Origin of the sequence: Streptomyces sp. NPDC004266 (assembly GCF_042874095.1) — a bacterium.
GTDB lineage: Bacteria > Actinomycetota > Actinomycetes > Streptomycetales > Streptomycetaceae > Streptomyces.
Map to the genome: position 1 here is coordinate 1 of NZ_JBIAMM010000037.1, position 12,038 is coordinate 12,038.

12 protein-coding genes are annotated in these 12,038 nt (G+C 67.9%); 7 read left to right on the forward strand and 5 right to left on the reverse strand.

The features are described from left to right. The first annotated feature begins 794 nt into the window (after positions 1–794). From ACFYUZ_RS38920 to ACFYUZ_RS38930, 3 genes are all read left to right on the forward strand, one after another. Positions 795–1,175, forward strand: a complete 381-nt coding sequence (locus ACFYUZ_RS38920; protein WP_389317871.1) for a nuclear transport factor 2 family protein — start codon at positions 795–797, stop codon at positions 1,173–1,175. Between the two features lie 208 nt (positions 1,176–1,383). Beyond that, positions 1,384–2,607, forward strand: a complete 1,224-nt coding sequence (locus ACFYUZ_RS38925) for a hypothetical protein (protein ID WP_389317874.1) — start codon at positions 1,384–1,386, stop codon at positions 2,605–2,607. Positions 2,608–2,849: 242 nt separating this feature from the next. Beyond that, complete coding sequence (locus tag ACFYUZ_RS38930) at positions 2,850–3,287, forward strand: barstar family protein (protein ID WP_389317877.1); 438 nt, start codon at positions 2,850–2,852, stop codon at positions 3,285–3,287. A gap of 102 nt (positions 3,288–3,389) precedes the next feature. Here the strand turns inward: ACFYUZ_RS38930 and ACFYUZ_RS38935 are convergent, their stop codons facing one another. After that, complete coding sequence (locus ACFYUZ_RS38935; protein ID WP_389317880.1) at positions 3,390–3,887, reverse strand: SRPBCC domain-containing protein; 498 nt, start codon at positions 3,885–3,887, stop codon at positions 3,390–3,392. Positions 3,888–4,132: 245 nt separating this feature from the next. Between ACFYUZ_RS38935 and ACFYUZ_RS38940 the strand changes: the two genes are divergently transcribed. Continuing rightward, entirely contained in the window at positions 4,133–4,468 is a 336-nt protein-coding gene (locus ACFYUZ_RS38940) for a winged helix-turn-helix transcriptional regulator (RefSeq protein WP_389317883.1), read from the forward strand. A 408-nt stretch (positions 4,469–4,876) separates the two neighbouring features. On the opposite strand, the gene ACFYUZ_RS38945 is transcribed toward ACFYUZ_RS38940, so the two are convergent. Further along, positions 4,877–5,050: a CsbD family protein gene (locus ACFYUZ_RS38945; protein ID WP_389317886.1), complete on the reverse strand. Its 174-nt coding sequence runs from the start codon at positions 5,048–5,050 to the stop codon at positions 4,877–4,879. 471 nt (positions 5,051–5,521) lie between these two features. Between ACFYUZ_RS38945 and ACFYUZ_RS38950 the strand changes: the two genes are divergently transcribed. After that, positions 5,522–7,126 (forward strand): FAD-binding oxidoreductase, encoded by a 1,605-nt coding sequence (locus tag ACFYUZ_RS38950; protein WP_389317889.1) that lies wholly within the window; start codon positions 5,522–5,524, stop codon positions 7,124–7,126. 198 nt (positions 7,127–7,324) lie between these two features. Here ACFYUZ_RS38950 and ACFYUZ_RS38955 read toward each other — a convergent pair whose 3' ends face one another. Further along, complete coding sequence (locus tag ACFYUZ_RS38955; RefSeq protein WP_389317904.1) at positions 7,325–7,843, reverse strand: DUF4259 domain-containing protein; 519 nt, start codon at positions 7,841–7,843, stop codon at positions 7,325–7,327. Between the two features lie 33 nt (positions 7,844–7,876). Here ACFYUZ_RS38955 and ACFYUZ_RS38960 point away from each other — a divergent pair, with 33 nt between their 5' ends. Together ACFYUZ_RS38960 and ACFYUZ_RS38965 are read left to right on the forward strand one after the other, a co-directional pair. Next, positions 7,877–8,056: a hypothetical protein gene (locus ACFYUZ_RS38960; RefSeq protein ID WP_389317892.1), complete on the forward strand. Its 180-nt coding sequence runs from the start codon at positions 7,877–7,879 to the stop codon at positions 8,054–8,056. Positions 8,057–8,093: 37 nt separating this feature from the next. Next, positions 8,094–8,939, forward strand: a complete 846-nt coding sequence (locus ACFYUZ_RS38965; RefSeq protein WP_389317895.1) for an IS5 family transposase — start codon at positions 8,094–8,096, stop codon at positions 8,937–8,939. Positions 8,940–8,954: 15 nt separating this feature from the next. On the opposite strand, the gene ACFYUZ_RS38970 is transcribed toward ACFYUZ_RS38965, so the two are convergent. After that, on the reverse strand, positions 8,955–9,575 hold the full coding sequence (locus ACFYUZ_RS38970) for an HD domain-containing protein (RefSeq protein ID WP_389317898.1): 621 nt from the start codon (positions 9,573–9,575) through the stop codon (positions 8,955–8,957). Between the two features lie 459 nt (positions 9,576–10,034). Then, entirely contained in the window at positions 10,035–10,640 is a 606-nt protein-coding gene (locus ACFYUZ_RS38975) for a dihydrofolate reductase family protein (protein ID WP_389317901.1), read from the reverse strand. Positions 10,641–12,038: the final 1,398 nt, after the last annotated feature.

Here is a 12,038-nt window from a genome sequence, read left to right on the forward strand (position 1 = left end):
ACCACCGCAACGACCAGGAGCCTCGTCTCGTTGCACACCCCTGCTGACCTGCCATTTCACCCCACAGAGACAGGATGAAAACGGCTCACTGACGTTGAGCTGCCTCGTGAGGTCCACGGTGAACATTGGCCGCCCGCTGGAAAGGTACGTGCCGTACTGAAAGAGCAAGCCGTCGGAGTCGGCTTGAGGCGCTGTGTGAAAGCGCCTCCGCCCGAAACGCATGAAGGCGAGCCATGCACTCCGAGTCGACCCCTCGGCCGTCGTCGACTGCTCGGCTGCCAGCTCGGCACGCAGACAGTCGAGAGCGTCCTTCGCGTGCGACCTACTGGGCATGCCGACTCCCCCCGCTTTGTGGATCAGCACCATAACCTGGCGTGGTCGGATCAAACCCAGCCCGAGCCGCCGCGGCCTATGCCGCGGCGACTCGCAACGCTCGGTCACTGCTGCACGGAAGCTGTGCCAGAACCCGAGAACGGACAGCGCTTCGTCACTGGTTCGGGAGGCCCGAAGCCACCGATGCGGAGATGGGGTGTTCAAGAGTTTCTGCTCGGACTCAATTTTTGTGGTGGAAGTACCGGGTGTGAGCCTCGTCCGAGGCGTGCGCCCTGTATCCAGTGGTGGCTCATTACCATCGAGGTAATCGACCGCTCCGCCTTCCACCGGCAGGATCAGACACATCGGCAGGGCCCCGCTGCGGCCACGAGGAGCGCCATACCCGTCAATTCCAGCGCCACCACCACGCCGTTCTAGCGCCACCACCACGCCGTTCTACGGATGAGGCCACCCGGGCCGTCGTGCAGGACTTCCTTGCCACCCGACTGGCAGGGGATACAGAGCGGCTCATCGCGCTCTTCGCCGACGAGGTCGACTGGCTCCTCGCCGAGAACCCCACGGTCCCGTGGATCCGTCCGCGTTCCACCGCCGTGGAGTGCGCTGCCCGGTTCACGGAGTTGATGGAGCACACCGTGCCCGAGGACGCGCGAGCGTCCGTCGACACGATCCTCGTCGGCGGCACCGACGCCGTCCTGATGGGGCACGTCTCGGGGACCCTACGCACCAGGGGAAAGGCCTTTGAGGGCCCGTTCGCGCTGCGTCTCACCGTCGAGGACGGCCGGATCACCCGGTATCACCTCTACGAGAACAGCCTGTCGATAGCTGATGCCTGCGCGCCATGAGAGCGTAGGCGGCCTATCCCGAAGGGTCACGGAGAAGCTCAGCAGCCATCGGAGTGGTTGCGTCACGGAAACTGAGCCAGAGCCCGGGTTTCGACAGCCTCCCGCCTTCGTCGTGGACCGGACGTGTTCGACCACAAGGTCGTGTCCGGTAGGGCCTGGACGATATCGCCTGGCGGATCGATGCCCGGGTCGGGCAGGGTGCCGGGTGATGAGCGATGAGTACGAGACGTCATATGCCTTCCCTCGCTCTGTCGAGGGTCTGCTGCAACGGGGGCGCGGTCTGGGCGCGGTTCGAGCGCTTCAGGACCCGCAGGGATCTGCTGTGTTTGTGTATGACGGGATCCACCGTGACTGGCGGTGGGACCAGAGCGACGAAAGGTCTCTGTACCTGGCACGGCTGGTCCATGATCTGGACCTTTCCCCTACGCCGATCGTCGACCAGTTGGAGGGGAGTGAGGAGGCTTGCTTGCGGGCCTGCGAGGTACTGGAGCTGCTGGCTCTCGCCGGATCGGGCGAGGCCAGGGAAGGGCTTCGGGCGTATGTCCGCAAAGGTGAGCACTGGGGCCGTGTACTGGAGTCGATGTCAGCTGGCTGGCCGCCGAAGTGGTGGGAAGACCTCGGTGACGTCGCACGCGCACGGATCGGCGCAGAAGCGGAGCTTCCGTGGTTCTCCGAGCCGTGGACGCGATTCGGTATCGAGGTCCAGAGCCGTCCGTTCGTTCCGCGGCCGTCACTTGCCGGGCTCAGCACCGCAGAACTCCTCGCTCTGCTTGCCGACACTCGCACGGGAGAGGCCACGAAGGTCGACGCGTTGCGTGTGTTGAACGGTCGAGAAGCTGCTGAGGGGCTGATCCCACTGGTCCCCTCGTTGGGTACGCCGGACGGCCGCCGGCCCTTGCCCCTGCTCGGGCGGGCTGTCGAGCGACTGGGCGGCCTCGCCGTACCGGCGGCGCACGGCTGGGCGCAGGATGCCTGCCGCTGGCTGGCCCGGCTGGGTGCGGACGTCCTGGCCGATCATGCCGGCCCCGAGGCGTTGCCGGGATTGATGGACGAACTCGCCGAACAGTGGGCGGCGCGGGCCTGGTGCGGCCCCGACCGGACGGCTCGGCGCCTGGCCCGGTTCGGACCTGACGCCGCCGGGGCGGTGCCCTACCTGCGGCGCTTCTGGCTGCACACCCCGCACTCATGCGAGCGGACCGCCTACCTGGAGGCACTCGCCGCCATCGATCCGGACAGCCTGGGCCACGTATACGCCGAATCCCTCTGGGACTGCGAGGAAAAGACGCGGCTGCTGGGAATCGCCTCGGCACCCACGAGCCCGGAGACCATGCGACGGATCGCCGTACTGCGCGATGATCCGATGGAGACGGCCGAGGTGAAAGCCGCGGCCCGGGCACGGCTGGCAGCCCCTACCGGCCAGCATCTGCCCTGACCCCGTTCGAACGAGCAAGCCCGAGCTTCGGGGTGCCTCCCCTTCTCGGGTTCTGGCACAGATCTCGGGGAGCAAACGCGGAGTGTGACGAGACGCTGCGTCCTGCTGACACCATGACCGGCTAGGGTCAACAGCATGGCCGCCTTCACCCCCGACTCCGCGTCCGACCTCGATTTCCGCCTCATGATGAACACTTTCGTCACGCTCTTCTGACGCCGCAGCCTGCTGGAGGAGTGCGCAGTGTGGCTGGACGAGCACGGGTATCACACGGGTATCAGGTCACGAGGCTGGATGCGGCTGCCTGTTCATCGGAGGGAGATCTCCTCAGAGGGATCGGGGCCGCGCTGGACTTCCCCGACTTCCATGGGCGTAGCTTGGACGTGTTCGACGACTGCTTCGGCGATGTCGCTGTTTACGCCGCTTACGGGATCGTCCCGGAGGCCACCGGCCTGGTCCTGGTCTTCACCGACTTCGGTGTCTTCGCCGCAGCGTATCCGGAGAGCGGGCAGATCATCCTGGACATCGTCGCCGACAACGCCCGCCGGGCTGCGTTGTTCGGACGCCGCGTGATGTGTCTGGTCCACAGCTCCGATCCGCAGATCGAATGCGCACCGGTCGGCGCCATGCCCCTCTTGTGGAACGACGCCGAACAGTCCAACGCCAGCCGGCGAGTGGGCTGACTGGTCGGTGGTGTGCTGCCCTTTGTGCTCCGTTCCGACCTGTGTGGGGCACAGTCATGCCCCCTGAGCCGGGGCGGCGATGGCACTCCTGATGCCTCGGTCTCACGTCGCCTGCAACGCTGCCGGCAGGCCGTTCAACCGCAGGCGGGTGGCGCCGCGGAGGTGGGGAAGGTCGTCCTCCGGCCGTGCGGACGGCGCCAGGAAAGCCGCTTGTTCGGTCCAGCGCAGGTGTGTGCCGCTGTCCGTGGGATGCAGCTCGACCGTTACCAGCGAGGTCCATCGCGTGACGTCGTCGACGCGGGAGGTGTACGTGTAGACAATCCTCGAGGCCGGCACGATGTCGAGATACCGGGAAACGTATGTGAGGTGTTCCGGCGCAGAGCCCGCGACCGTGAAGACACTCGATGCGGTCTCACCGCCGTTCACTGCGAAGGTGTGGTCGTAGGAGACCTGACGGCCCGGCAACGCGAACCATCGACGCCGCACCGGGCTGCTGGTGAAAGCCCCGAAAACCGTGCCGGGGGCTGCGGTCAGATGCCGTTCCACGGTGAAGGTGTCGTGCCGTACCGTCGCGACCGCGCTGTCGACGGTCCTGTCCATGGGCGAAGCCGACGCAGCGGGTTCCAAAGCCATGTTTCCCTCACAGGAATGGAAGCGGGAGCGGGCGCATGCCCTTAGTTACTATCTGTATGTAACGAGGACGGTGACACTGCGATCAAGACCTCGCCCTCACGCACTTCGAAGTCAGCTACGCACCCGGAGGGAACAGACGTATGGGATCCACGCCAGGTGCGCGAGCGGACGCCGCAGCAGTGAGTCCCGAGTGCGCGTCGACCATCGAGCTCGTGCGTGATGTGCTCGCCCGCGTCGGAGACAAGTGGACCGTCCTGGTCATCACCAACCTCGCAGAGGGGCCGCTGCGCTTCACGGCGCTCCACAGCCGGATCGCCGGGGTGTCCCAGCGCATGCTCAGCCAGACGCTGCGACTGCTGACCCGTGACGGTCTCGTGCTGCGGACGGCTTACGCCCAGGTACCGCCTCGGGTCGAGTACGAGCTCACGCCCCTGGGCCGATCGCTGAGCGACACCATCACGCATGTCGTGCATTGGGTGCAGGACCACCAGACCGAGATCGTCCGCAACCGCGACGTGTACGACCTCGGCGATTCTGCGGAACGGTGAACCGGAGACCGGACGGGCGTCGCTGCTTCCCACTCGGTACTCTCACCCCGTCCTGGAGGGGGAACAGTGGCTGCGCCTGGCCGGGTCGCACGAATCACCGCGTCGGACGGGCCGAGGTGATGAACCTCGCGTCCGCCGTCGATGACTGGACTTCACCGCGCACCGCGTGACCCGCCCCCGGCCCTTTTGTCTCAGTCGGGGCCGTGTCTGGCGGGGAAGCGAGGGCGCGCTGGAGGTGTACCTGGCGGCCGAGACAAGCCCAGGGGCCGGCGAGGCGACCCATGGGCTTGACCGGCGCTGCCTCCTGCGGCTCTTCGCACCAAGGCATGCCAAGGCGCGCCGAGGTGCTTGAAACCCGTAGGGCCCCGGCCGGGGGAGTGGCCGGGGTCCTACGGTGTGTGGGGTGGCTCAATGCCGGAGGGTGTCCTTGATCTCTTCCTTGGCCTTGCGTGCGTGGCCCTTGGTCTGGTCGGCCCGTCCCTCGGCGGTCATGCGCTCATTGCCGACGGCGCGGCCTACGGTCTCCTTGACCTTGCCCTTGGCCTGCTCGGTATGAGCCTTGCTCTTCTCCGTGCCCGACATCGGGACCTCCTCGTGAAGTAACCGGATTGGTCTTGACCCCCCGCCTACTCGCCCCAGCCCGCCCTAAACACTCACCACCGGCATGACTCACTTCTCCATCTGCACCCAGGCACGCCGCTCGCAGCGGAACATGCCCCTGAGGCTGCGGCCCTGACGCCGGCCGTTCGCAGCGTTGGCCCCGTCATCGAGGATCCGAAGACCACCCTGGCCGACTGCTTCCCGCCCGCGTGGGGATGGTCCCGTCGCCAGAGTCGCCAGAGTCGCCTGAGACAACCCAAGCGCCCGCTCCCCGCATCCCGGCTCCCCCGCCTCGGCAGGGTTCCGCCCTGCCGCGCGCCCCGGCTCGGTCCCCGACACCACACGGTCAGACCGCGGGCGAACCCCGGAGCACAAATGCCCCCCACGCGGAACCAGCACCCCCCGTTCGCACTCTGCCTAAGCGACAGCACAGCATCGTGAACGGAGGCCATGATGAACCGGCGCGCACTGCTCGCAGCGGGTACCGGCTACACGGCGGCCGCCGCCTGGACGATGGGCTGGGGCAGCGGCCAGGTGAGGGCCGCGCCCAGCAGCGATTCCGCCCCTGCCACCAGCGGGCAGAGGCCCTTGGGCCACGCATCCATCACAGCCGGCAGGCACACACGCGCACCGCGCGCCGCCGACTGGTCCGCGCTCGACAGGGGCCTGCAGGGCGGTCTGATACGTCCGGGCGATGCCGACTACGCCACCGCCCGCCAGCTGTACAACACCCGCTTCGACAGTCTGCGCCCCGCCGCCGTCGCCTACGTGTCCCACGCCGCGGACATCGCCGAATGCCTGGCCTTCGCGCGCCGCCACGGTACCCCCGTCGCGATCCGCAACGGCGGGCACTCCTATGCCGGTTGGTCCAGTGGCAACGGACGCCTGGTCATCGACGTCTCTGCGCTGAAGTCCCTTCGTACTGGCTCCGGCAGCGCCGTCATCGGGGCCGGTGCCAAGCTCATCGACGTCTACACCCAGCTCGGCGCACGAGGCGTCACCATCCCCGGCGGATCTTGTCCCACGGTCGGCATCTCCGGCCTGACGCTCGGCGGCGGCCACGGCGTGGTCTCCCGCGCTTACGGGCTCACCTCCGACAACCTCACCGGCGCCCGCATCGTCACCGCCGACGGCAGGACCCTCGAGGTGTCCAAGGACCGCGAGAGCGACCTGTTCTGGGCACTGCGCGGCGCAGGAAACGGAAATTTCGGCGTCGTCACCGAGCTCCGGTTCCGCACCCACAAGGCCGCCGACGGCGTCACCGCGTACATGACATGGCCCTGGTCCAAGGCCGCCGCCGTGCTCCGCTCCTGGCAGGAGTGGGGCCCCGCCCAGCCCGACGAGATCTGGTCGGCACTGCACCTGTCCGCCGTCGCCGGCCGGACTCCCACCGTCTCCGTCAGCTGCTTCTCACTCGGCACGTACGGCGCCTTGCAGAACGCCGTCGACCGGCTGGCGGACCGCGCCGGCGGCCCCGGCGCCGCCTCCCGCATCACCATGCGCCGCCGCAACTACCTCGACACCATGCGGATGTACGCGGGCTGCGCGACGAAGCCCACCACCCAGTGCCACCTGCCCGGCACCACCCCGGGGCGGCAGCCCACCGGCGTACTCCAGCGGGAGACGTACGCGGCACGCTCGGACTTCTTCAACCGCTCACTGAGTACCGCCGGCATCCGGTCACTGCTCGACCAGGCCGAACGCCACGGACGCAGCAGCAACAGCGGCGCCGTCTCCATCGCGCTCACCGCCTTGGGCGGCGCCGTCAACCGCGTTTCCCCACAGGCGACCGCCTTCATACACCGCAACTCACGCTTCCTGGCGCAGTACACCGCATCCTGGCCCGCCGGCCACACCCCCGGACCGGCGACGGCCTGGCTGGACAGCACACACACCGTGATGCGCCGACACGCCTCGGGCGCGGCATACCAGAACTACACGGACGCAAATCTGAGCAACTGGCGCTCCGCGTACTACGGCTCGGCCGCTCCCCGACTGGCTGAGCTGAAGAGGCGCTACGACCCGAGCAGGATGTTCGACTTCCCCCAGGCACTGTGAACCGACGCGCGGCGCCGTCACACAGCGGCACCCCACCACCGCCACCGGATGTGCGGTGTGCGCTGCCTGCCCCCCGCGAGCCCTGCGGTGCGGAGAAAGCACGGGCGCGGGGACGGTGCCGCCGAGGCAGCGAGCAACTCCCCGGAGGGGAACTGCTCCCGCATGAGCGGGGAGGGTTCCGTTGATCTCGTACGCCACTCACGGCGGGCGGCTGCTTCCCGCACCCGAGGGAACGGCCCGTACACCGGCATCTGCATCCGGCTGCATCAGCACCGGTAGAGACTGCGGCCCGGGCTCTGGCGACACCCAGTCGGCAGCCGCACCTGCGAGGCCTGTCGCCGAGTCTGACGGCCGCTGCCGTGTCTCTGGGGCGGCGGTCCGACGCGTCCAGCCGCGCCCTGGACAGGGTTGCTTCCTGTTTTCCCCGGTACGAGTGAGGAGTGGCCCGTTCCTGTCCCGGAGTGGCCTGATCTGGTGTGGGGGAGGGGACTTCGGGCTGGGATATGAGCGACTGGAGCGACCGGCACTCGTCGGCCGGTTTCCCGTGCTGCTCTCTGTACGCGCCGTCACGAGTGCAGCGGCGGCCACCGCCTCTTCTGCTTCCGTGAGATAGCCGGTGGCGTCGATCGTCCGGATGAGGACGCCCCGGATCAGGGCTTCGCGCGCCTCGGGCTGGGCGTCGTCGAGAGCGTTGGCGAAGTCTGCCGCATCTGTCATGAGTGCGGCTGGGAGGACGACGGGCAGGACGACGTGGATGCTCACATCGTCCGGGGCGGTCCCAACGGCCTGGTGAGCTTGGCGCAGGCCCGGTTGGACTACTTGGCGGAAGTAGCCAAGGGAGGCGATGAGTCGATGACACGCGGTGGTGAGGGGCTGTGGTTGTCAGAAGCACGGCGAGCACGGCGCCAGGATCCGGACGTGGCTGGTTAGGGCGGCGTCCGGCAACGCTTGTTTTCGTTGTCAGGTCATGCCGCTGACTGATGTGCAATGGGCACGGATCGAACCGCTGCTTCCGGACCGGACTCCGAAACGGGGCGGCCGGTGGAGGGACCATCGTCAGGTGATCGACGCGATCGCCTACAAGTTCCAGACTGGCATCCAGTGGGGCCATCTGCCAGAGAAGTACGGCAACTGGCGAGGCATCTACAACCGGCTGCGGATGTGGGCTCTCGACGGCACCTGGGAGCGGGTTTTCACCGCGCTGATGGCACAGGCCGATGCCGAAGATGACCTGACCTGGGCCGTGTCGGTGGACTCCACGATCGTACGAGCTCACCAGCATGCGGCTGGGGCCCGTAAAAAGGGGGTCCCAGTCGCCGAACCAGCAGACCACGCCATTGGTCGCTCTCGTGGCGGACTGACCGCCAAGATTCATCTCGCAGCCGACGGCCGCTGTCGACCCCTCCTCTTCGTCCTCACCGCCGGCCTGGCCGGTGACGCACCCGTCTTCACGGACGTCATGGGACGTCTGCGCGTACCTCGACGGCGCGGACGCCCGCGCACCCGACCGGACGTGCTCCTGGCCGACAAGGCCTACTCCTCACGCGCTATCCGCGAACACCTGCGCAAGCGCGGTATCCAAGCGGTGATCCCCGTCCCGGCAGACCAGCAGGGCCATCGGCTCCGAAGGGGCAGCCAGGGCGGCAGGCCGCCCGCCTTCGACCGGGAGGCCTACAAGCAGCGCAACACCGTCGAACGGTGCATCAACCGCCTCAAGCAATGGCGCGGTATCGCGACACGCTACGAGAAGACCGCAACCATCTACCTCGCCGGACTCCACATCGCAGGGATCTTCCTCTGGTCGGACCGGTGATCCAAACGAGACCGCCTAGCTGGGCTGGACGGGGCACTGGCCGATGGGGAAGGCCGCCTGGAAGGCCACGCGGTGGGCGGCGTCCGCGCCGAGACGGGTGAGGAGATCGTCGAGCGCGAGGTACTCCTCCCAGGGCTCATGCCCCGCGGCGGCGGCCAGCGCTTGTACGAGTCTGTCCTCCAGGTTGGGGACGCGTTTGTCCTTCCAGACCTTGTCGGCCGTGCTGACGAGGAGGTCCTCGATCGTCACGTCGGGGTCGTCCCAGCTTGCGTGGGTGGCGGCGAACCGGGCCAGGTCGGGTGCGAAGCCATGCCTCAGAAGGAGATCCCTGCCGGCTGCCTCGTGTGCTGATCCCGGACCGGAGAGCTCGGCGGGGTGCACGGTCTTGCCCACGTCATGAGTCGCCGCGCCGAAGAGAACGGCGCCGCGGTCCACGGCCAGGCCCGGATACCGGTCTGCCACCCAGTCGGCCAGCTCGACCGCGACGTCGTGGACCGCGCGCAGGTGCGCCGCCAACCGGGGCGGGGCCCCAAGGGCGCGCAGCAGTTCCGCCACTACGGGCGGCAGCAACCTCAGGGAAAGCTCCGCAGGGGCGTCAAGGGCGCGGGACAGGACATCAGAACGTATCGAAATCATCCCGGCGACAGTATTCAATCCCTGGTGTGCAGGTCAGGCAAGCTCCGAAGACAGGCCCTCGGTCGCGGCCGCTTGTCTGTCGCATGGGGAAGCAGTACCACCGGGCCGCCTCACCTTCCCTACCTGGCTCTGTTCAGGGAGCCCGGTTCTGGCTCATTTTCCGTGAAGCCGTACCGATCCTCGGTGTCCAAGGATCGGCAGCCCTGGTGAACCGGCAGGTCAGCAGCTCGCCCCGAGGTCGGCGTGAGCCCCGGTCGGCGTGGTTGCACGGAAGTTGTGCCAGAATCCGAGTTTCGACAGCACCGTCGTGCTGCCGTCGCGTCCGGGGAACAGAGCCCCTGTGCTTAGGAAAGACTTGGACCGGCCGTCCTGTCGTTGGCTGTTCGCCCCTATTAGGTCTTGCGCCGCACCCGTCGGCGCCGGCCTGACGGCTGTCCAGACCGGCGGAGAGGGCGATGGTCACGCAGGGGTGCCGAGCGGCGGGTGTTCGAGCACCCTGGGCTTGTACTCGACCAGCTGGAGGCGACCGTCGAAGGTACGGTGATCGATCATCTCGAGGGCAACGTCCGGATAACCGTCGTAGATGCGTTCTTCGCCAGTGGCCCCGGTGATCACGGGGAACATCACGACGCGGAAGCGGTCGACGAGTCCGGCTCGTAGCAGGGACCGGCACAGGCTGAGGCTGCCGATGGTGCTGAGGAGCCCCGAGCCACTCGACTTCATGGCGCGGACCGCCTCGACGGCGTCGTCGCGGACGAGCGTGGAGTTGGCCCAGGTCAGTGGTTTTTCAAGTGAAGAGGAGAACACCACCTTGGAGGCTTGCGTGAGTTCGTCGACGGACGCCTCTTCCTCGGGCCTGAACTCGTCTTGGCCATGGGGGACCTCGCCTGCGGCGAAGCCCGACATCAGGCGGTAGGTGTTCGCTCCCATCAGGTAGGTGGCCTTGGGCTGCTCGCCGAGCCATGCGAGGTACTCCGGGCCCTCGAGGCCCCAGAACCCGGGCCATCCTTCTCCCGATGCGTAGCCGTCGAGGGAGGTGATGAAGTCGACGAGAAGCTCCGACATGGCGGTGTCCTTCCTAGGGTGTGTCACGAGCTTGGACCGGTCGGGAGCCACAAACTCATCTGCCGCGCTGTGGAGTAGCGAAAAAACCATGACGCTGCAGCCGATCAGGTCGGCGGGGTGGCTTCTTTCACGGCTCCGGCCAGGCCACGTTCACCGCCTTGCGCACCGTCCGACAGGTCGCGCCGTACTTACGCTCCAGGGCCCGCACCGAGGCACAGGCCCGTGACCGCGTCGGATGGCGGCGCACAACTTCAGCTTCTACCGACGCGCCATGACCAGCACCTTTCTCCTGGAGCATCTTGATGCGGGCCGGTCAAGCACCGAAGTGCTGTCAAAACTCGGGTTCTGGCGCAACTTCTGAAGTCGAGCCGTCCCTTGGGGCCGAGGCAGGTGTCCCTGGTGAACTGGCAGGCCAGCGGCTCCAACCGAGGTAGGCATGAACGGGCGGCGCCGGTTCACAGAACCCGTGCCAGAACGTTTTCTCGCGGACAAAGCCACCCGCCTCGGCGGCCATCGCCATGATCTGCGGTCCTGTACGCAGCGAGGCGTGGTCGTGCCCGATGGCGCCGAGCAGGTGCCCGGCGGAGGCACCGTGGAGGGTCGCTGCCAGCGTCTGCGGTTTCGTGAGATCACCGCCCACCACCTGGTCGTGTGCAGAGCCAGCAGGGACACGGGTGACCGGCCCGCACAACACCACGAGTGCGGACCGGTCTCCACCCTGCCCGGGGCCCTCGCGGTCGGGGGAGGCCGCGAGGCCCTGTGGAGCGGCGATGTCTTCCGCTCGGGTCCCGCATGCCCGCGAACCTGGCCACCATGCCCGCCATTTCGCCCCGGAAGTGTCTGGTTGGGAGGAGGGTTCGCCGGGCAGGCGGGGCCCCGCCGTCTGCGGACACCCCCCGAGTCGTGGGCGGCGGCGAGGGGCTCGCGTGCCGCCTGTGGTTCCTTCCCTTCCCGCAGGCGGCACCGTTCGTGGTTGCTGGGCGGGCTATCGGTGCCTGCTCGGGACCGGCTTCACCCGCGCCACCGCCCCCGCCCCCGACGGCCTCGTCGACGCGTCCGCCATCGTCACGAGCCGGATGTAGCCCGTTCCGGTCACCGGTCACCGGTCACCGGTCACCGGTCACCGGTCTCCTGATCCATCTGCATGATGCCTCGCGGCCGCTACGGTGCTCCGTGAAGTGAGCCGACTGATCGTTGGTGCGCTTCGTGATCCCGCCCTGACCTGCGGGGCACAGTCATGTTCCGGCCCGCCCCGGCCGGCTGATCTGTCTTGGACGCTTCAGGGTTCGAAGTGGAACAGGCCGGTGGTGCCGGTGAGGTCGAAGAGGTGGCGCAGGGGGCGGGGCAGGGGTCCGACGAGGACGAGCCGGGTGGGGGCCGTGTTGGCGTGGACGAGGG